The organism is Variovorax sp. PvP013 (genome assembly GCF_050435945.1).
In the GTDB taxonomy this organism is placed as follows: Bacteria; Pseudomonadota; Gammaproteobacteria; order Burkholderiales; family Burkholderiaceae_C; genus Variovorax.
In genome coordinates this window covers 410,008-428,922 of the sequence record NZ_JBNDLF010000001.1, presented here as the reverse complement: position 1 = coordinate 428,922, position 18,915 = coordinate 410,008, and the positions used below count along the sequence as shown (strand labels likewise).

Annotated in this window: 19 protein-coding genes; 12 read left to right on the top strand and 7 right to left on the bottom strand. The window is 72.1% G+C overall.

Annotation, left to right across the window (positions count from 1 at the left end; translation table 11 throughout):
- Positions 1-64: 64 nt before the first annotated feature.
- From ABID77_RS02070 to ABID77_RS02050, 5 genes are all read right to left on the bottom strand, one after another.
- Positions 65-679, bottom strand: a complete 615-nt coding sequence (locus tag ABID77_RS02070; protein ID WP_429590130.1) for a protocatechuate 3,4-dioxygenase — start codon at positions 677-679, stop codon at positions 65-67.
- Positions 680-696: 17 nt separating this feature from the next.
- The gene (pcaH, locus tag ABID77_RS02065; RefSeq protein ID WP_429590127.1) at positions 697-1,389 is read right to left on the bottom strand and encodes a protocatechuate 3,4-dioxygenase subunit beta; all 693 of its coding nucleotides are present in this window, start codon (positions 1,387-1,389) and stop codon (positions 697-699) included.
- 103 nt (positions 1,390-1,492) lie between these two features.
- Positions 1,493-2,722: an acyl-CoA dehydrogenase family protein gene (locus tag ABID77_RS02060; protein ID WP_429590124.1), complete on the bottom strand. Its 1,230-nt coding sequence runs from the start codon at positions 2,720-2,722 to the stop codon at positions 1,493-1,495.
- Between the two features lie 139 nt (positions 2,723-2,861).
- Positions 2,862-3,638 (bottom strand): enoyl-CoA hydratase/isomerase family protein, encoded by a 777-nt coding sequence (locus ABID77_RS02055; protein ID WP_429590121.1) that lies wholly within the window; start codon positions 3,636-3,638, stop codon positions 2,862-2,864.
- Positions 3,639-3,702: 64 nt separating this feature from the next.
- The gene (locus tag ABID77_RS02050; protein WP_429590118.1) at positions 3,703-4,689 is read right to left on the bottom strand and encodes a Bug family tripartite tricarboxylate transporter substrate binding protein; all 987 of its coding nucleotides are present in this window, start codon (positions 4,687-4,689) and stop codon (positions 3,703-3,705) included.
- A gap of 239 nt (positions 4,690-4,928) precedes the next feature.
- Between ABID77_RS02050 and ABID77_RS02045 the strand changes: the two genes are divergently transcribed.
- The 10 genes from ABID77_RS02045 to ABID77_RS02000 all read left to right on the top strand — a co-directional run bounded on the left by ABID77_RS02045 (position 4,929) and on the right by ABID77_RS02000 (position 13,684).
- Positions 4,929-5,312, top strand: coding sequence for a DUF2845 domain-containing protein (locus tag ABID77_RS02045; protein WP_429590115.1), 384 nt, complete (start codon positions 4,929-4,931; stop codon positions 5,310-5,312).
- Positions 5,313-5,401: 89 nt separating this feature from the next.
- Complete coding sequence (locus tag ABID77_RS02040) at positions 5,402-6,610, top strand: serine hydrolase (protein WP_429590112.1); 1,209 nt, start codon at positions 5,402-5,404, stop codon at positions 6,608-6,610.
- A complete protein-coding gene (locus tag ABID77_RS02035; RefSeq protein ID WP_429590109.1) occupies positions 6,549-7,610 on the top strand; it encodes a serine hydrolase in 1,062 nt (353 codons plus the stop codon). The genes ABID77_RS02040 and ABID77_RS02035 overlap by 62 nt, the downstream gene beginning before the upstream one ends.
- A 130-nt stretch (positions 7,611-7,740) precedes the next feature.
- Positions 7,741-9,117, top strand: coding sequence for a S8 family serine peptidase (locus ABID77_RS02030; RefSeq protein ID WP_429590106.1), 1,377 nt, complete (start codon positions 7,741-7,743; stop codon positions 9,115-9,117).
- Between the two features lie 59 nt (positions 9,118-9,176).
- The gene (locus ABID77_RS02025) at positions 9,177-9,422 is read left to right on the top strand and encodes a hypothetical protein (RefSeq protein WP_429590103.1); all 246 of its coding nucleotides are present in this window, start codon (positions 9,177-9,179) and stop codon (positions 9,420-9,422) included.
- 90 nt (positions 9,423-9,512) lie between these two features.
- Positions 9,513-10,814 (top strand): Dot/Icm T4SS effector Zinc-dependent metalloprotease LegP, encoded by a 1,302-nt coding sequence (legP, locus tag ABID77_RS02020; RefSeq protein ID WP_429590100.1) that lies wholly within the window; start codon positions 9,513-9,515, stop codon positions 10,812-10,814.
- Positions 10,815-10,833: 19 nt separating this feature from the next.
- Complete coding sequence (locus ABID77_RS02015) at positions 10,834-11,853, top strand: MvdC/MvdD family ATP grasp protein (protein ID WP_429590097.1); 1,020 nt, start codon at positions 10,834-10,836, stop codon at positions 11,851-11,853.
- Between the two features lie 47 nt (positions 11,854-11,900).
- Positions 11,901-12,179 (top strand): hypothetical protein, encoded by a 279-nt coding sequence (locus tag ABID77_RS02010; RefSeq protein ID WP_429590094.1) that lies wholly within the window; start codon positions 11,901-11,903, stop codon positions 12,177-12,179.
- Between the two features lie 135 nt (positions 12,180-12,314).
- The gene (locus ABID77_RS02005; RefSeq protein WP_429590091.1) at positions 12,315-13,253 is read left to right on the top strand and encodes a hypothetical protein; all 939 of its coding nucleotides are present in this window, start codon (positions 12,315-12,317) and stop codon (positions 13,251-13,253) included.
- Between the two features lie 29 nt (positions 13,254-13,282).
- Positions 13,283-13,684, top strand: coding sequence for a hypothetical protein (locus ABID77_RS02000; protein WP_429590088.1), 402 nt, complete (start codon positions 13,283-13,285; stop codon positions 13,682-13,684).
- A 12-nt stretch (positions 13,685-13,696) separates the two neighbouring features.
- Here ABID77_RS02000 and ABID77_RS01995 read toward each other — a convergent pair whose 3' ends face one another.
- Complete coding sequence (locus ABID77_RS01995; protein ID WP_429590085.1) at positions 13,697-14,422, bottom strand: helix-turn-helix transcriptional regulator; 726 nt, start codon at positions 14,420-14,422, stop codon at positions 13,697-13,699.
- A gap of 185 nt (positions 14,423-14,607) precedes the next feature.
- On the opposite strand from ABID77_RS01995, the gene ABID77_RS01990 reads away from it, so the two are divergent.
- Positions 14,608-15,273, top strand: a complete 666-nt coding sequence (locus ABID77_RS01990; protein WP_429590082.1) for a response regulator — start codon at positions 14,608-14,610, stop codon at positions 15,271-15,273.
- 4 nt (positions 15,274-15,277) lie between these two features.
- Positions 15,278-17,092 carry a hybrid sensor histidine kinase/response regulator gene (locus ABID77_RS01985; protein WP_429590079.1) on the top strand — a complete coding sequence of 605 codons (1,815 nt, stop codon included), beginning with the start codon at positions 15,278-15,280 and terminating at the stop codon, positions 17,090-17,092.
- On the opposite strand, the gene ABID77_RS01980 is transcribed toward ABID77_RS01985, so the two are convergent.
- A complete protein-coding gene (locus tag ABID77_RS01980) occupies positions 17,046-18,902 on the bottom strand; it encodes an alkaline phosphatase D family protein (RefSeq protein ID WP_429590076.1) in 1,857 nt (618 codons plus the stop codon). The two genes, ABID77_RS01985 and ABID77_RS01980, sit on opposite strands and share 47 nt — an antisense overlap.
- Positions 18,903-18,915: the final 13 nt, after the last annotated feature.

Sequence of the window (18,915 nt, the reverse complement as noted above, 5' to 3'; positions counted from 1 at the left end):
CGGTGTCGCCCCCTGGAAGGGGGTTGGCGAAGCGACACGCAGTGCGCGAAGACTGGGGGTGTGCCTATCTGTAGTCGAAGAAGACGGTCTCGTCCGGCCCTTGGGTGCGCAGGGTCCAGGCATGGCGGCCGCCGCCCAGCGGCGTGGCGATCAGCGTGTGGCGGCGCTCGGGCGGCACGGCGTCGAGCAGCTCGCCGGCCACCTCGGCGCCCTCGCCCTCGCGCACGAACACCGCCGTGCAGTGGTGGCGCGTGAGGCCCAGGCCGAACAGCGTGACGAAGGCGGCCGGCTGGCCCGGCGCGGGTGGCGGCACGTGGAAGCCGAAGCGCCCGCCGGGGCCGTTGGGCAGGCGCCGGAAACCGGGCGCGGGCAGGCCGGCGGCCGTCTCGGCCTCGACGGCCTGCGGCACCCAGGCCTCGACCAGCCAGGCCGGCAGGGCCGCGCCGCCGCCGTCCTCCACGCCGCCCTCGATCCACAGCGCGCCGGTACCGGTGACGCTGTCGAGGACGTGTCCGGCGGCCTCGCCGGACGTGGGCGCGGGCGTGTCGGCCCAGGCGAAGGCGTCGTGGAAGAACGGGCCGATGGTATGACCGGGCGTGGCGGTCGTGGGCACGACCTCGGCGGTCGGCCGCGCGTGTCCGTCGTGCGGGGGGACGGTGGTGTCGGAGGTCGTCGTCATGGCGGTCGTCCTCGCGTTCACAGGCCGAAGGGCGTCGCGCCGCGCCCGCGCAGCACGATGTCGTGGACGAAGCCCAGCGCCTCGTCGGAGATGGTCTCCTCCATGCTGAAGCGCGAGACCAGCGAGCGGCGCGCGGCCTCGTCGGGGATGGTGTTGATGATGGCGTCGTAGGGGATCAGCGGGTCGTCCGGGAAGTACATCTGCGTGACCAGGCGCTGCGCGTGCACGTTGCCGAAGAGCGAGAAATGGATATGCGCCGGCCGCCAGGCGTTGGCGTGGTTGTTCCACGGGTAGGCGCCGGGGCGGATGGTGATGAAGCGGTAGCGGCCGTCGTCGTCGGTGAGCGTGCGGCCCTCGCCGGAGAAGTTGGGGTCCAGCGGCGCGCAGTGCTGGTCGTTGGCGTGGGTGTAGCGCCCGGCGGCGTTGCATTGCCAGATCTCGACCAGCGAGCGCCGCACCGGCCGGCCGTCCTCGTCGAGGATGCGGCCCGTGACGACGATGCGCTGGCCCAGCGGCTCGCCCTGGCCGCGGTCGGTGAGGTCGCAGGCGCCCGGCGGCACGGCCGATCCGGCGAAGCGCACGCCGGCGCCGGTGGCCGCCTCGCACGTCACCGCGATGGGGGCGTGGCGGGGTCCGCGCCGCAGCGTGGAGCCGTAGGCGGGGTCGATGGCGGCGGGCTGGCGCGCCTCGGGGATGGCGTCGAATCTCATGGTGTCTCCTGGCGGTGGCGGCGGGCGGACCGGGGCCCGCGCCGTTTTCCGAGGAGTCTCGGCGAAGCACCCGGCCCCGGCATCCGGGCGCCGGGCATAGCTGCTATGAGGAAACGCGCAAGCCCTTGGCCAGTTCGATCTTGGCGATGGCGTTGCGGTGCACCTCGTCCGGGCCGTCGACGATGCGCACGGTGCGCTGGTGCGCGTAGGCCTCGGCCAGCCAGAAGTCCTGGCTGACGCCGGCCGCGCCGTGCGCCTGGATGGCCCAGTCGACCACCTTGCACGACATGTTGGGCGCGACCACCTTGATCATGGCGATCTCGGCGCGCGCTTCCTTGTTGCCCACGGTGTCCATCCGGTGGGCGGCGTTGAGCGTGAGCAGGCGCGCCTGGTCGATCAGGCAGCGCGACTCGGCGATGCGCTCGTGCCAGATCGACTGCTCCGACAGCGGCCGGCCGAAGGCGACGCGCTGGCGCAGGCGCTCGCACATCATCTCCAGCGCGCGCTCGGCCGCGCCGATGGAGCGCATGCAGTGGTGGATGCGGCCCGGGCCGAGGCGGCCCTGCGCGATCTCGAAGCCGCGCCCCTCGCCCAGCAGGATGTTGGACGCCGGCACGCGCACGTTCTCCAGCAGCACCTCCATGTGGCCGTGCGGCGCGTCGTCGTAGCCGAACACGCCCAGGTGCCGCACCACCGTCACGCCGGGGGTGTCGCGCGGCACCAGCACCATCGACTGCTGCGCGTGGCGCGGCGCGTTCACGTCGGTCTTGCCCATGACGATGAAGATCTTGCAGCGCGGGCTGCCGGCGCCCGACGAATACCACTTGCGTCCGTTGATGACGTACTCGTCGCCCTCGCGCGCGATGGTGCATTGGATGTTGGTGGCGTCCGAGGAGGCCACGGCCGGCTCGGTCATGAGGAAGGCCGAGCGGATCTCGCCGGCGAGCAGCGGGTCGAGCCACTGCTTCTTCTGCGCGTCGGTGCCGTAGCGCTCGATGGTCTCCATGTTGCCGGTGTCGGGCGCCGAGCAGTTGAAGACCTCGCCCGACCACGACACGCGCCCCATCACCTCGCACAGCGGCGCGTAGTCGAGGTTGGAGATGCCCGGCACGCCCGCGTACGCGTGCGGCAGGAACATGTTCCACAGGCCGGCCTCGCGCGCCAGCGGCTTGAGCTCCTCGATCAGGGGCGAGACCTGCCACGGGTTGCCCTGGCGGCGGAACGCGTCCATCTCCTCGTTGTAGCGCGCCTCGTTGGGGTGGATGTGCTGGTCGAAGAAGGCGCGCAGGCGCTGCAGCAGATCGGTGGTCTTGGGAGATGTCTCGGCAAACATGGCTGTGTCCTTTGTCGTCGGGGCCGCGCCGCTGTATGGGTCGCGAGCCGCGGACGATTACAACGCCGGCCCGGCGGCGGGCCGCGTCACCCGGGCGACGGGTCCCGGCGCGCCCGTCGCCCAGGCGACGCGACTTCGATCAGCGGCCGGTGAACACCGGCGCGCGCTTCTCGGCGAAGGCGCGCTGCGCTTCCTTCGCGTCGTCGGTCCTGGCGATCTGCGCGGTCATGTCCTGCTCGTAGCGGTAGCCGTCGCGCAGGCTCATGTCCTCGATCACGTTGAGCGTGTGCTTGCCCATGCGCGTGGACACCGGGCTCTTCGAGGCGATGACGGCGGCCATCTCCAGGGCGGTGGGCATCAGGTCCTCCGGCGCGGTGCAGGCCTCGACGATGCCCAGACGGTGGAGCTCGGCGCCGGGCACGCGCAGGCCCGTGAGCATCATGCGGCGCAGGCGCGAATGGCTGAACAGGCGCATCGCGTGGCGGCAGCCGCCCAGGAGGCCGACGTCGACCTCAGGCAGCCCGAGCGAGGCGCGCTCCGAGGCGATCAGGATGTCGCTCGACGCCGCCATCGCCAGGCCCGACCCCAGGGCCGCGCCGTTGATGGCGCAGATCACCGGCTTGGCGCATTCGCGGATGGCGTGGAAGCACTCGCGGGTGCGCCGCGAATGCGCCGGCAGGTCGCCCGGACCCTTGATGACGGCCGCGCGGCCCTTCAGATCGGCGCCGGCGCAGAACACCTTGCCCGCGCCGGTGAGCACCACCACGCGGACCTCGTCCATCTCGGAGATGCGGTCGAGCGCGAGCGTGAGCTCGTCGTTGAGCACGCGGGTGAGCGCGTTGACGGGCGGGGCGTCGAGCGTGAGCGTGGCGACGTGGCCGTCGAGTTCGTAGCGCAGCTGGGTGAGGTCGTCCATGGGTCGGGTCTCGGAAGGGTTCGTTCGTCGTGGATGCGGATGCGGAGGTCGCGGGCGGGTCTTCTCATTCGAGCCTAGCGCCGACCGCCTTGGCCAGCGTGCCCCAGCGCTCCGACTCGGCGGCGATGAAGCGGCCGAATTCGGCCGGCGTGCTGGCGACGACCGCGACGCCCTGCTCGGCGAAGCCCTTGGCCAGCTCCGGCGCGGCCAATGCCTCGGCCACGGTGCGGTGCAGCCGCTCGACGACGGCCTCGGGCGTCCTGGCCGGCGCGAGCATGCCGTACCAGTTGTAGACCTCCATCCCGGGCACGCCCAGCTCGGCCAGCGTCGGCACCGCGCCGAGCACCGGGATGCGGGTGGCGTTGGTGACCGCCAGCGCGCGCAGCTTGCCCGACTGGATGAAGGGCAGCACCACGGGCACGTCGGCCATCATCAACGCGACCTGGCCGCCGATCAGGTCGGTCAGGGCCGGGGCCGCGCCACGGTAGGGCACGTGGGTGAGCCCGAGCCTGTCCGCGCGCTTGAGCATCTCGACCTCGAGGTGCGTGGTCGTGCCGCTGCCGGCCGAGGCGTAGGCCAGCTTGTCGGGCGCGGCGCGGGCCGCCCTGGCCAGGTCGGCGTAGGTCTGGTAGGGCGAGCCGGCCGACACCACCAGCACCGTCGGCACGCGCAGCGCCTGCGTCACCGCGCGCAGGTCGGTCTGCGGCTTGTAGGGCAGGTTCGGCGTCAGGTGCGGCACGATGGCCAGCGCGCCGGTCGAGGAGAACAGCAGCGTGTGGCCGTCGGCCGGCGCCTTGGCGACCGCGTCGGCACCCAGCACGCCGCCGGCGCCGCCCTTGTTGTCGATGACCACCGGCTGGCCGAGCAGCCCCGTCATCTTCGCGGCCAGCACGCGCGCGGTCTGGTCGACCGGCCCGCCGGCCGGGAACGGCACGACGATGCGCACCGGCTTGGTCGGATACGCCTGCGACGGTGGCTGCGCCTGGGCCAGGACGGCGATGAACGGCAGCGCGAGGCCGGCGGCGAGGATCAGGCGACGAGTGAGGGTCATGGGGCGATGGCGGATGGACGGGACACGGAAGCGCGTCGATGCGTCGACGGCCGCGCATCGGCCGACGCGCGCCGCGGATCGTGCGCCTTCCCCGCCGCCCTGGGAGGGCACGGCCGTCATATCAGCTATGCAGGAGGCCCGAGGCCGCACGGAAGAGTCCAGATGGCAGGCCACCTCGCACCGCCGCCGCTCTGCAATCATGGGATCCCTTCGTTCGATCACCTCCGGACCGCACCCTCATGCGAACTGCCTTTTTCCGACCCGGCCCGTGGGCGGCCTGCGCCATCGTCGTGGCGACCGCGCTGCATCCGCTGTCCGCGAGTGCCCAGTCGCTCCAGTGCGGCGGCAACCTGGTGGGCGTCGGCGAATCCCGCCTCTCCCTGCTGCAGAAGTGCGGCGAGCCCGCCTTCAGGGAAACCCTCTGCATGCCCGTCAGGCCGCTGGAGCGCTATGTCCCAGGGCCGGGCGGCAGCCTGGTCCTGGTGCCCCTGGTGCCCCTGGTGCCCCCGTGCGTGCCGGTGGAGGAGTGGACCTACCACCGCGGCGCGGGGAATTTCCTGGGCATCGTCCGGTTCGCGAACGGCGTGGTCGATTCGGTGCGCGACGGCGAGCGCATGCGCTGAACGGGCCGATCGGGCATCGGCGGCGAAAGTCCGTGCGCCCCGCATGCCTTCGCGCCATGCGGTCGCGGTGGGTCGGTACAGTGATCCGGATGCGATTCCGATGCCCGCCGACCCCTCGCCGATCCGTCCCCGCCCTCCTCGTCGCGCTCGCCGCCCTCCTCGGCGTTGCCGGCGGCGCCCTCGCGCAGACGGCGTCGGCGGCCCGGACCGCGTCGCGACCGGCGACGCCCTCCGCCGCCCCGGCGCCCTGGCAGGCCCGCCTGCAGGCCGAGCTGTCGACCATCAGGCTCGCCGATCCGCACGGCGCCGTCGGCGTCCACGTGCGCGACCTCGACACCGGCCTCACGGTCTCGCAGCACCTGGACCGGCCCTGGTACCTGGCCTCGATGGTCAAGGTGCCGGTCGCCATCGCGGTGATGCGCGGCATCGAGGACGGGCACTTCAAGCTCGACACGCCGCTGACGGTGCGCGCCTCCGACTACGTCGATGGCGCCGGCCCGACCAGCCGGCAACCGGTGGGCAAGCCGCTGAGCGTGCGCTTCCTGCTCGACCAGATGATCATCCAGAGCGACAACATGGCCACCGACATGCTCATCGGCCTGGTGGGCGTGGCCGAGGTCAACGCGCTGGTCGACACGCTGGTGCCCGAGGGCTTCGGGCGCATCACGACGCTGGGCGAGGTGCGCCGGCAGATCTACGGCCGTCTCGCGCCCCACGCCGAGCGCCTGAGCGGGCGCGACCTGATCCTGCTGCACCGCCAACGCGGCGACGCCGAGCGGATGCAGCTGCTCTCGCACCTGCTGGAGACGCCGGTCGCGCAGTTCCACCTGCCCTCGCTCGACGCCGCCTACGACGCCTACTACGCGAGCGGCCTGAACACCGGCCGCCTCGAGGCCTACAGCCAGCTGCTGGCGCTGCTGGCCGACGGCAAGGCGCTGTCGCCGAAGTCGACCGCCTACCTGCTCAAGGTGATGACGCGGGTGGCCACGGGCACCCACCGCCTCAAGGCCGGCCTGCCGTCCGACGTCAGCTTTGCCCACAAGACCGGCACGCAGCGCCGCCGCATCTGCGACGCTGGACTCATCCGGGCGGTGGACGCGGACACGGACAGCGAACGACGCGTGGTCGTCGTGGCGTGCGTGCGCGACGTGCTGCCGCTCGAACGTGCCGAGGCGGCGCTGATGCAGGTCGGCGCTGCGCTCTGCAAGTCCGGCCTCGTCACACGTGGAGTCCCCGATGCACCGTCCTGCCAAGCTGCTGCGCTGGTTCGCCTTCCTGCTGCCGTTGTGGAGCGCTAGCGCCGCCTGGAGCGCCGACTGGGACGACGCGCTCGCCCGCGAGATCGACCGCATCGACCGCGAGACGCCCGGCGAACTCGGCGTCCACGTCAAGCGCCTGAAGGACGGCGCCGTCTTCTCCCACGGCGGCGATCGCTTCTGGTACCTGGGCTCGACCGTCAAGGTGCCCATCGCCATCGCGGTGCTCAAGCAGGTCGACGAGGGCCGGCTGAAGCTGTCCGACCGGGTCGCGCTGCAGGCCGGCGACCGGATCGAGGCCGGGCCGCTGGTGTGGCAGAAGGTCGGCAGCAGCTACACGGTCGACGCCCTGCTGCCGCGCATGCTGCGCGACAGCGACAACACCGGCGCCAACATGCTCATGCGCACCGCCGGCGAGGCGCGCGTGAACGAGATCGCGAAGGCCGCCATGGGATCGTCGAAGGTCGAGCGCCTCACCACCCTGGCCCAGGTGCGCCACGACGTCTACGCCGAGATCCATCCCCGCGCCCGCACGCTGAGCAACGACCAGCTGGTGCGCATCGCCTCGGCGCCGATGGGTCCGCAGCGCGTCGAGGCGGTGCGCCGCGCCCTGGACCTGAAGACCGCCGACCTGCAGGCCAGGACCATGGACGAGGCCTACGAGCGCTACTACGCGAGGAAGCTCAATTCGGCGACGCTCGACGGCTACGGCGCCATGCTGGAGAAGCTGGTGCGCGGCCAGCTGCTGTCGCCGGCCGGCACGCGGCGCATGTTCGACGACATGAAGCTCGGCATCTTCACCAACTACCGTCTGCAGGCCGGCCTGCCGCGCGAGGTGCCCTTCATCCACAAGACCGGCACGCAGCACCGCACGGCCTGCCACGCCGGCGTGATCGACCCGGAGGACGGCGGCGCCGACGCCATCGTCGCCGTGACCTGCGCCGCCGACGTCGACGAACAGCACGAGGCCGGCCGGATCTTCGAGCGCGTCGGCGAGGCCATCACGCGCACGCTGCTGGCCGAGCGCACGGCCCGGCGCTGAGGATCGTCAAGCCGGAGGATGGCCGCACGGGCGGGCGGTCGTAAATTGACCGGGTCCGCCGGACGGCGCTTTCCCGGTCCTGTCGAAGCGCAGCGCGATGGCGGTATCCCGACGCACAGGAGAACCGACCATGCCGCGCTCCAGGAAACCCACGCCCCGCCCCTCCCCCCCGAACTTCTCCGCCGGTGCCGATGCCGCCAGCGTCGCGGCGGCGGGCCAGGGCCGGACGACCGGACGGTTCGTCGTCATCTTTCGCCACGCCGCCGTGGCCGACCGCTCGCTGGTCGGGGACACGCTCAAGCGCGACGCCGGCATCACCGCCCTCGCCTCGGCCGACGACTACGCCGACGGCGCGGTCAGCGCCGCCGATCTCGCCACCGGCGATGCCATCCATTTCCCGCGCCTGGGCATCGCCATCGTCGGTCCCGACGACGCGCGCATCGAAGCCCTGCAGACCTCGGCCGCGGACGCGGACAGCGCGATCCTGGCCATCGAGCCCGAATACATCGCCTACGCCCTGGGCCGACTGCCGGCCGACGCGCTGGCCTATCTGCGCGGCTACAAGGACGCCACCGATCACCTCTACGAACGGCTCACCCGCGACGATGTGGACGGCGACGACGACGCGAACGATCCACTGGCCGTCTTCGCCGACAACGATGCCTCGACATGGGGCCTGCAGGCGACCCGCGTCACGACCTCGCGCTACACCGGCAAGGGCGTGAAGCTGGCGGTGCTCGACACCGGCTTCGACCTCCTCCACCCGGACTTCCAGGGCCGTGCCATCACCAGCCAGTCCTTCGTCCAGGGACAGGCCGTGCAGGACGGCCACGGCCACGGCACCCACTGCGTCGGCACCTCGTGCGGGGCCTTGCGACCCACCGGCACGCGCCGCTACGGCATCGCTTCGGCCGCGCACATCCACGTCGGCAAGGTCCTGAGCGACCAGGGCTCGGGCGCCACCAGCGGCATCGTCGCGGGCATCGAATGGGCGCTCGGCCAGGGCTGCCAGGTGATCTCGATGTCGCTGGGTGCCAACGTCGACCGCAAGCTGGAGCAGTACGAGGTGCCGATCCGGCGCGCGCTGGCCGCCGGCGGGCTGGTCGTCGCGGCGGCGGGCAACAACGCCAGGCGCGCGGAACGCAATTTCGGTTTCGTCGGCGCGCCGGCCAATGCCGATGCGGCGATGGCCGTCGCCGCACTGGACGCGCAGCTGCGCATCGCCGATTTCTCCGCCCGCAGCAGCGCGGTGAGCGGCGACGGCGGCAAGGTCAACGTCGCCGGGCCGGGCGTGGACGTGTTTTCGTCCTGGCCGATGGCCACGCGCTACCACACGATCTCCGGCACCAGCATGGCCACGCCCCACGTGGCAGGCATCGCGGCCCTGTGGTGCCAGGCCACCGGCGCGACCGGCACGACGCTCTGGACCAACATCACCCAGAATGCGAAGGCGTTGCGTTTGGCTTCCAGGGACGTCGGTTCCGGGTTGGTGCAGGCGCCGCAGTAGCCGGCCGTGGCGCTCGTGGCCCCGCCGGTCCGCATCCCCCAGCCTGAACGGAAAGCGCCATGTCCTCCACCCCGAAGCCCATCGTCGTGACGATCGACGACGCCCACCTCGACGCCATCCACCAAGTCGCCGAACGACTCGGCGAGCGCGGCATGACGGTCGAGCGCATCCTGCCGATCACCGGCGTCGTCTCGGGCACCTGCGGCCCGGAGCGGATGGACGCGCTGCGCGACGTCGACGGCGTCTCCGCCATCGAGGACGACGCCGCCGTGCAGCTGCCGCCGCACGGTGCGCCGGGGGTGTAGGCGGCGCGCCGGCCGCGTCCCAAGTTCTGGGGATTACCGGCGCTCGCGCGATGCCTAGACTGGCCCTCCCACCTCGTCGGGAGACACGCCATGGTCAAGGAGACAACACCGCCGCCCGAGGGCGGCAACGGCAACGGCAACGGCAAGCACAAGCCCAGCGGCGTCGACGCCTGCGAATGCCGATCCGGCCCGATCTTCGGCGCCGCGCTGGTCGGCGGTGCGACCTTCGCCGGCAAGTGGCTGAACTATGCCGAGGTCGAGGGCCAGGCGATGTTCGAGGGCGACATCGTGCTGGGCTCGGTCGCCGAACTCGAAGCGGTGGCCAACGGCGAGACCGTCGGCATCGAATCGATCGGCGTCACAGGCGCGCAACTGCGCTGGCCCAACGGCCGGGTGCCCTACCAGATCGACCCCGCGCTGCCCAATCCGCAACGCGTCATCGACGCCATCGCGCACTGGCACGCGCACACCCAGATCCGCTTCGTCGAACGCACGGCGGCCACCGCCGCACAGTTCCCCGATCACGTGGTCTTCGTCCCCGGCGGCGGCTGCTCGTCGATGGTCGGCAAGCGCGGCGGGCGGCAGAACATCACGCTCGGGACGAACTGCACCACGGGCAACGCGATCCACGAGATCGGCCACACCGTGGGCCTGTGGCACGAGCAGAGCCGCGAGGACCGCGACGCCTTCGTGCGGATCGTCTTCGCCAACATCGATCCGTCGATGCAGCACAACTTCAGCCAGCACATCGCCGACGGCGACGACCTCGGCGGCTACGACTTCGGCTCGGTGATGCACTACCCGGCCAACGCGTTCTCCATCAACGGCCAGCCCACCATCGTCCCGCGCCAGCCCTTGCCCACGGGCACGGTGATGGGACAGCGCACCGGCCTGTCGGCGGGCGACCTCGCCGGCGTGCGGGCGATGTATCCGAACCTCGGGCCGACCATCAAGGAGGTCAGCAAGGACCCGACCCGGGACCCGGTGACGATCAAGGAAGTGCGCAAGGACCCGGTGCGCGATCCCACCACCATCAAGGAAGTGCGCAAGGACCCGATCCGCGACCCGATGACCATCAAGGAGGTCCGCAAGGACCCGGTGACCGATCCCGTGCCGGGCCCGGGGCCGGGACCCGGCCCGGGCCCGGGACCGCTCGGCGGGATGTACGGGGCGTACGACGCCGGGGCGGTGCCGTTCGTGCTGGCCGGGGCCAGCCGCTACGCGGCGCAGGGCTTCGTCCCGTCCGATCCGCTGGCCGATGCCGAGGCGCACGTCCAGCAACTGGCCGAGGCCCACACGCAGGCGCAGGCGCAGGCCGACGCGATCGCCCAGGCCTACGAGCAGGCCGTGCAGGTGCTGGCATCGCTGCACGGCCTGCCCGGCGGCGCGTGAACCACGCACGGACCCGGCGGTGATCCTGGTCGTCTCCTATCCGGACGAGGAACACACCGGCCTCGTCGTCGAGCACCTCGAGCGGGCCGGGCGCGACGTGCTGCGGCTGGACCTGGCCGAGTTCCCCGTGCACGCGGGCGTGCGGGCCCGCTGGGGCGATGGCGCGCCGAGCTACACCATCGAGCGCGACGGCCGCTGCGTGGACCTGGCGGCGGTCGACGTCGTCTGGTGGCGGCGCGTGCGGGCCTTCGAGATCGACGCGTCGATCGCGGACGCGCAGCGGCGCGCGTTCGCCTTCAGCGAGACCTCGCAGACCGTGCACGGCATCCTGGACGCGCTGGACGCGTGCTGGATGAATCCGCGCCTGGCCGACGAGGCGGCGCACCACAAGCCCTACCAGTGGTCGGTCGCGCAGGCGCTGGGCCTGAGGCTGCCGCGCACGCTGGTCACCACCCAGGCGGCGGCGGCGCGCGAATTCATCGAACGCATCGGCGTCGGCAAGGTGGTCTTCAAGGCCTTCCTGGCTTCGATCGAGGACTGGCGCGAGACCCGCCTGGTCGAGCGCGAGGACGTCGGGCGGCTGGATCTGCTGCGCTATGCGCCGGTGATCTTCCAGGAGTACATCGAAGGCGTCGACCTGCGCATCACCATCGTTGGCGAGCAGATCTTCGCCGCCGCCATCGACGCGCGCCGCAGCTCCTATCCGGTGGACATGCGCATGGTGGTCGGCGAGGGCGTCGTCGAGGCGGTGGAGCTGCCACCCGCGCTGTGCGAGCGGCTGCTGGCGCTGCAGCGCCGGCTCGGGTTGCGCTACGGCGCCATCGACATGCGTCGCACCGACGCCGGCGAGTACGTCTTCCTGGAGGTCAATCCCGCCGGCCAGTGGCTGTTCGTGGAACAGCGCACCGGCCAGCCCATCGCCCGAGCGGTGGCCGAGGAACTCGCCATGCTCGAACGACGGCCGCCGCGCGGCCGGAAGGGATCGCCATCGCCCGCCCCGACCCCGGCCCCCCCGCGCTCCGGCGCGTCGGCGGCCTGATCGCCTTTCCGCCCGGGACGCCCGCCGCGACGGCGTGGCGCCTGTGCGTGGAAGTGCGCGACGTCTCCCGGGTCGACGCGCCGTCGGTGCTGCTGGCGCAGGTCGAACGCGACCGTGTGCCGGTCGGTCCCGGCGTGGCCGTCCCCTTCGTCCTGGATGCGCCGGAGGTGGCGGCATCGCGCAGCCTGGCGCTGCGCGTGCGGGTCGACATGCGGCCGCGGGCACGTCCCTTTTCCGGCGACTACCTGTCGACGGTCCTGGTTCCGGTGCCGGTGGCCGGCGACGCCTCGGACCTGATCGTGCCGCTGCGCGCGATCGCCGACTGACCCGGCATCCGGGCGGTGGCGGCCCTCCAGCGGCTTCATCCTCCATGCAAAGGACGACCTTTCGCCGGGCGCGGCGCAACATGCCATCGGCCCGTCGGCGGGTGCCGACGGACGTTGCGCAACCAAGGAGCCACCATGCTGCAAATCACTGCCGACATCTATTCCGGGCGCCCCAATCCGTCCTGGATCATCGAAGACAGCCAGGAAGTCGCCGGCGTCCTGCGAGAGATGGGAAAGAGCCGCGATGCCATCGCCGCCGCACCGGCGCAGGCCGGAGGCCTGGGCGAACTGCGCGGCTTCCTGGTCGACGTGCAGAACGACGAACTGGCGCAGGACCACGGCTTCGCCTCCTCGCAATACGTCTCGCTCGACGCCGCCTCGGCCAACGGGACGCTGCACCAGCTCGCCGATCGGCTCGTCGCCCTGGCCAAGCCCGGCCAGGCCGGCGCCCTGCAGGACGGCGAGGCAGCCGATGCCGGCGTGCTGCAGGACTTCCTGAACCGGAAATTCTCGAGAGAGTCCGGCATCACCGAACCCGACTCCAACCGCCCGGGCGGCGTGCCCGAGGCGCAGGACGACCCGGAAGCAGCCGTGCAGGAGACCGCCGCGGTGACCTGCATGGTCGAGTCGGCCGCCTACAACCCGGGCTTCTGGAACAACGACGCCACGGTCCGCAGCCGCAACAACTGCTACAACTACGCGAGCAACAAGCGCACCAACACCTTCGCCCAGCCCGGCCGGGGCAGCGGCCAGATCTACACGGCCATCACCTGCCCGGCCGTGACGCTGGCCGCGCTGCGCGACGGCCTCCATCGCCGTTTCGTCTGCTTTCCCGATGCCGAGAAGCCACGCTACCTGGTGGCGCTGGTCGTCGCGCCCGGCCCGGGCTTCGTCGATTTCCACTGGTATCGCCGCAACAAGGAAGGCTTCTGGAGCCACAAGCCCGGCGGTACCGCTGCACGCAACGTGGACAACAGCGGCAAAATCATCACCGACCCCGCCACATGCAATCGCGGTCCCTACACGCAGTTCTGCGGCTACTTCTATACCTGCCGTTCGCAGCGCATCAACTGAGTCCCGCCGGCCCGCCACCGCGTCCATCCATGCACGTCGACATCGATCTCTACAGCGGCCGACCCAATCCCGGCTGGTCGCTGGCGGCCGGGGACGGCATCGAACTGATGCGCCGCGTCGCGGCCCTGCCGCCGGCCGGCGGGGCGGCGCCGGAAGACGCGGACGCGCTGGGCTACCGGGGCCTGAACGTGGACGTGGCCGGGAGCGACGTCCCGGTGCCGGCCCCGCTGGCCGGCGTGACCGCACTGCACGTCGGCGCCGCGGGCGTGGTGACGGTGTCGCGGCGCGCCGGACAACCCGAGCGGCGCCTGGACGTCGGCTGCGCCCTCGCGCGCTGGTTGCTCGAACGGGCGCGCGGCCAGGTCGACGAGGACGTGCGGCGATACGCGCTCGACCAGCAAGGGCCGGGCTGCGCGCCCGGCGGACGCTAGGCGACCACCCGCCTAGATCACGCTGAGCATCGGCGGCAGTTGCGCCACGCGCTGGACCAGGTCGCGGATGCTGGCCGAGTGGGTCTTGAGGCGGATGTTGGCGATCTGCGTGCGCACCGTCGACAGGGCCACGCCCTGGAGGGTGGCGATCTCGGCGGGCGGATGGCCCAGGCACAGGCCCATGAGCACGTGGCCCTCGGCGCTGCTCAGGCCGTGGTCGCGCGCGAAGCCCTGCGCCGACAGTTCCGAGCAGATCGCGTGGCGCGACATCATGAGCAGCACGCGCCTGGGGCCCGCCGGGACGACGTCGTCCTCGTCGTCGTCGGCCCGGGGCAGCGGCAGGATCGCCACCACGAGGCCGTGCGTCTCGCCGCCGATGGTCAGCATCCGGCGCAACCCGCAGGACGAGGCGGCCTTGATGGCCGTCTTCAGCGCGACCTGATCACGCAGGTCGTCGGCCACCAGCATCCCGCCGAGCGCCTGGAGCCCGGGCCGGCGGGCGAGATGGACGTGCGCGGCCCGGTTGACGTGCAGCAGGCGCTGCGACTCGTCCAACAGCATCACGCCGTAGTCGATCTGGTCGAGCATCAGCGCCATGCAGCCCTCGGTCGCGGTGGTCCGGGCACGGCGCGGCGCCATCGCATCCCAGCGCTGCGTGACGGATCGCTCGATGGGCATCGGCAGGACGGGACCCCGCTGGAACGTGATGGGCTGGGTACTGAACGATTTCGTGCTCATGGAATACCTCGGCTGGCTGAAAGTGCAACGAAGGTATTCTTTTTGTGTATTTCGTCACATCACCCAAAAGGGTGAAACAAGAACCGACACTCGCACCGAGTGATTCCCCGGTGGCTCCGACGGATGGAGGACGGCAAGGTTCGAGACACAAAGCTAAAGTAAACATTTGTCAGCGAGGCGATGTCATGAGAGTGCTGATGGTCGACGACCACATGATGGTGTTGCAGGGGCTCAGGAACCTGCTGGAGGTCCTGATGAGCGACCTGGACATCGACATGGCCAACACGCTGGGCACCGCGCTGACCCTGGCGGTCGGCACGCGCTACGACCTCGTGCTGCTCGACTGGAACCTGGAGGACCTGCGCGGCGACGAGGCGATCCGGCGCCTGCGCGACGTCGGCTGCGCGGCGCGCATCGTGATCCTTTCGGGCGAGTGCAAGTCCTCCCTGATCCAGCTGGCCCTGGAATGCGGCGCCGCCGGCTTCATTCCCAAGCGCTACAGCTCGGAGGCCATGGTGGGGGCCCTGGAGGTGGTGCTCGACGGCGGCATCTTCCTGCCGCCCGAAGCGGCCGGCGACGGCGGCGGCCAGGGTCACGGCCATCCCCACCCTCACCCCCACGCCCATCCCCTGATCGACGCCGAACAGCGCATCGGCGAGCTGACCCCGCGCCAGATCGACGTCTACCGCGCCGCCGCGCGCGGCCTGCCCAACAAGCTGATCGGCCGCGAGCTCGGCATCGCGGAATCGACCGTCAAGACCCACCTGCAGGCCGTCTACGCCGTGCTGGGCGTGCGCAACCGCACCGAGGCGGCCTGGCAGGCCTCGCGCGAGGGCATCCGGATTGGCTGAGCCGGTGGCCGGTCCCCTGGAAGCGCGCATCGCGCAGGCGCACCTGCGGCTGGTGCAGAGGCAGCTCGGGCGCCTGCCGCTGCCCTACCTGCTGATCGACGTCTTCGTCGCCTGGCTGATCGTGCGCGCGGGCCTGCCCTGGGCCGGACCGCTCTGGCTGGCGCTGATGCTGCCGGCGCAGCTCTGGCGCTGGATCCATGTGCGCCGGATCATCGCCCGCGCGCCGGCCGATCCCGCCCGCACGCTGAGGCACCTGGGCCTGATGCTGGCGCTGCTGGGCCTGCTGCGCGGCGCGCTGGTGCCGCTGCTGTTCTCGCAACCGGTGCGCGCCGAACACTACATGCTCACCATGGTCTACCTGGGCATGCTCGCGGGCACCGGGGCTTCCGTGGCCGGGCAGGTCCGGCCCTTCCTGACCTGGGCGGTGCTGGCCGCGGGTTCCCTGGCCATCGCCTGGGCGCTGCAGGGCGACACCGACGGCCCGTGGCTGGGCGCGCTGATCGTGTCGCTCATCGCCGTGCTCACCGGCCACGTGCGCGACCAGGGCCAGGGCCTGCGCGACTTCGTCACCCTCGCCAGCGACAACGAGCGCCTGGCCGCGTCGCTGCGCGTGGCGCGCGACCAGTCCGAGGCGGCGAGCCAGTCCAAGACGCGCTTCTTCGCCGCCGCCAGCCACGACCTGCGCCAGCCGCTGCACGCGCTGTCGATCAACGCCACGACCCTGGAACTGCTGGCGCGCCGCCAGGCCGACCCCCGCATCCGCGATCTCAGCCAGAGCATCTACCGCGCCCTCGACCAGAGCAACGGCCTGCTCGACAGCCTGTTGGACATCTCCAACCTCGACGCCGATGCGATCCGGCCCGAGATGGTCGACACCGACCTCGCGGCGCTGCTGGGCAGCATCCGCGAAGGCTTCGCGGCCCTGGCGGCGCAGAAGGGCCTCACGCTGCGCATCGACCTGGAGACCCCGCACGCGACGGCCTGGACCGATGCCGACCTGCTGCGGCGCGTGCTCAACAACCTGGTAGGCAACGCGCTGAAGTTCAGCAACGCCGGCTGCGTGACGCTGGGCCTGGCGTCCACCCGCACGGACGACCAGCGCGACGCCATCCGGGTGTCGGTCAGCGACGAGGGCCCCGGCATCGCCCCCGAGGAGCAGGAGCGGATCTTCGAGGAGTTCTACCAGATCGGGAACGCCTCGCGCGACCGCAGCAAGGGACTGGGGCTGGGCCTGTCGATCGTGCGGCGCACCGTCGCCCTGCTGGGTGCCGAGCTGCACCTGCACAGCCTGCCGGGCCGGGGCACGCGCATCCACCTCCTGCTGCCGCCGGGCCGCGCCGAACGCGTGGACGTCGCGCCCTCCGACGCGCTCGTGGAGGACGACCGTGTGGAGGCCCTGCCCGGACTCCGGATCCTGGTGATCGACGACGAGACCGAGATCCTGCGCTCGCTGCAGGCCTTGCTGGCCGAGCTGGGCTGCGACGCCCGCTGCGTGCAGGACGGCCACGCGGCCCTGGCGACGCTGGAGGACGGCTTCGTTCCCGACGTGCTGCTGGTGGACCATCGACTGCGCGAGGAGCGCGGCACCGAGGTCATCGAGCGGATCCGCCTGCGCCTGGGCCCGGTCCCGGCCGTGCTGGTGACCGGCGACACCCAGCCGTCCATCATCCAGCTGGCCCGCGCGGCCGGCCACCGGGTGATCCACAAGCCGGTGCAGGGGCATCTGCTGACCCGGGCCCTGCGCGAGGCGCATGCGCGCGCGCCCGACGGCGTCAGGCCGCCGGCGGGTCCCGCGGCCGCGACGACAGCGCCAGGGTGAGCGCGACCGGAGGACCCTGTCCGCTCGCACGGTCGAAGCCGACGTGCAGCTCCCAGCGGCCGGGCGCCGCCTCGGCCAACGTCAGCACGGCGAATCCGTCGCCCGGCACCCAGCGCAGGACCTCCACCTCGCAGACGAAGTGCGTGCCCGACCCGTCCGGCGGGTACTCGAACGGCCATTTCTCGGCGGCGGCGAATTCCTCCGGCACGGAGTTGGCGAACGGATACGGTGCGTAGAGCGCCGAGCTGTGGATGGAGTGCAGCGTCACCGACCGCGTGCGCGCGCGGTCGGCCACGGTGATGCGCGTCACGCTCGACAGGTGCTCGTCGCCCGAGAGGAACACCAGGTCCGAGCGCCCGTCGTGCCAGATCGCCGCCAGCAGCGCGTGCAGGGAACGCGGGTAGCCGTCCCAGGCGTCCGAGTGCAGCGCGCCGCGTGCGCCGCGCGCGCTGGTGCGGCGGCGCGGCAGCAGCATGGAGGGCGAGACGACGAAGGCCGGCCGGTCGCGGGGCTGCCGCAGCCATGCCAGCAGCGCCTCCTCCTGGAGGGCTCCCATGATGCGCGGCGCGTCGTCGGCCAGCGGATCGAAGCGCGCCTTGCGGCCCGCGCGCTCGGTGCGGGTGTCGGCCATGAAGAACCGCACGCCGCGCTGCGCGTAGCAGTGCCACGGGTGCGGGTGCGGCCGGTCGCGCTGCCAGTGGCCGTAGGCGGCGAGGCCGGCGCGACGCAGGGCCTGGTTCATCGCGTGGTCCTGCGGCGCCACGCGCGGCGCCAGGTGCGTCCAGTTGTCGTCGATCTCGTGGTCGTCGAGCATCATCCGGCTGGGCACCAGCCCCAGCACGCTCTGCGCACCCACGCTGCCCAGCCAGTTCTGATAGGGCACGCGCAGCCACTCGTCGCCGATGGCGCTGTTCGCCGCCGGATCGGGCACGGCGCCGGCGCGCGGATCGAACAGGCCGGCCGTCTCGTCGACGTAGACCTGGTCGCCCGCCAGCACCAGCAGGCTCGGCCGGCCGGGGTCGCCGAAGCGGCGCAGGCGCTCGCCCAGGCGGATCATGGACGCGTCGGCCGGTCCGGGCGGTCCGACCGGGCGGGCATCGAGCGCGGCGGGCGTGGCGTCCATCAGCCCGGCCGGGTACTGGCAGCTGCCGACGGCGAAGACGAAGGGCGAGGTCGACGGACGGCCGTCGGCGCCATGCACCGGCCCGCTCCCGGCGGGCGACCCGTCGCAGGCCACGGGCCGGTCGGCGGGGTCGAGGTGCGCCAGCCCGCGCGACCAGTTCGCGTCCGGGCGGGCGATCGCCGCCCTGACCGCCGGCCAGACCTCGTCCCAGCCGAACGCTGCGGCGGCGCGCGCGCGCGCCGCGTCCCTTCCATCCTCCGCGCCCTGCCCGCCCGCGCCGTCCATCGGCTGGCCGTCCACCGTGCGCGGATCGCGCTGCCAGAACAGCAGCAGCACCAGGGCGAGCGACGCCGGTCCCGCCACGGCGTCCCATTGCGCCGGCGTGAAGCACTGGGTGAACGGCAGGAGGTCGGGCTCCTCGCGGACGCGCACATGCGCGTCGAGGAACGCCTGTCGGGCGACCGCGTCGGCCGCGTCGATCGCCGCCACGTCCAGGATGCAGGCCAGACGGCCGTCGAGCTGCCGGAGCGGCACCGCCACCAGGCCCAGGGCCCGGCCGCGGCCGCCTTCGTTGCCCACGTGCAGGCAGACGACCGGGCCGTGCTCCAGCCACAGGCGCACGCCTAGCGACGGCGTGACGGCGTACAGGCGGGTGCCGGGCGGACGGGGATCGGGCTTGCGGATCATGGGACGGCGGCCT

Coding starts and splice junctions, on each gene's coding strand:
- ABID77_RS02025 (WP_429590103.1), top strand. CDS start 9,177: ATGTCCTCCACCCCGAAGCCCATCGTCGTGACGATCGACGACGCCCAC.
- ABID77_RS02030 (WP_429590106.1), top strand. CDS start 7,741: ATGCCGCGCTCCAGGAAACCCACGCCCCGCCCCTCCCCCCCGAACTTC.
- ABID77_RS01995 (WP_429590085.1), bottom strand. CDS start 14,422: ATGAGCACGAAATCGTTCAGTACCCAGCCCATCACGTTCCAGCGGGGT.
- ABID77_RS01990 (WP_429590082.1), top strand. CDS start 14,608: ATGAGAGTGCTGATGGTCGACGACCACATGATGGTGTTGCAGGGGCTC.
- ABID77_RS02000 (WP_429590088.1), top strand. CDS start 13,283: ATGCACGTCGACATCGATCTCTACAGCGGCCGACCCAATCCCGGCTGG.
- ABID77_RS02040 (WP_429590112.1), top strand. CDS start 5,402: ATGCGATTCCGATGCCCGCCGACCCCTCGCCGATCCGTCCCCGCCCTC.
- ABID77_RS02035 (WP_429590109.1), top strand. CDS start 6,549: ATGCACCGTCCTGCCAAGCTGCTGCGCTGGTTCGCCTTCCTGCTGCCG.
- ABID77_RS02050 (WP_429590118.1), bottom strand. CDS start 4,689: ATGACCCTCACTCGTCGCCTGATCCTCGCCGCCGGCCTCGCGCTGCCG.
- ABID77_RS02060 (WP_429590124.1), bottom strand. CDS start 2,722: ATGTTTGCCGAGACATCTCCCAAGACCACCGATCTGCTGCAGCGCCTG.
- ABID77_RS02055 (WP_429590121.1), bottom strand. CDS start 3,638: ATGGACGACCTCACCCAGCTGCGCTACGAACTCGACGGCCACGTCGCC.
- pcaH (WP_429590127.1), bottom strand. CDS start 1,389: ATGAGATTCGACGCCATCCCCGAGGCGCGCCAGCCCGCCGCCATCGAC.
- legP (WP_429590100.1), top strand. CDS start 9,513: ATGGTCAAGGAGACAACACCGCCGCCCGAGGGCGGCAACGGCAACGGC.
- ABID77_RS02070 (WP_429590130.1), bottom strand. CDS start 679: ATGACGACGACCTCCGACACCACCGTCCCCCCGCACGACGGACACGCG.
- ABID77_RS02045 (WP_429590115.1), top strand. CDS start 4,929: ATGCGAACTGCCTTTTTCCGACCCGGCCCGTGGGCGGCCTGCGCCATC.
- ABID77_RS01980 (WP_429590076.1), bottom strand. CDS start 18,902: ATGATCCGCAAGCCCGATCCCCGTCCGCCCGGCACCCGCCTGTACGCC.
- ABID77_RS02005 (WP_429590091.1), top strand. CDS start 12,315: ATGCTGCAAATCACTGCCGACATCTATTCCGGGCGCCCCAATCCGTCC.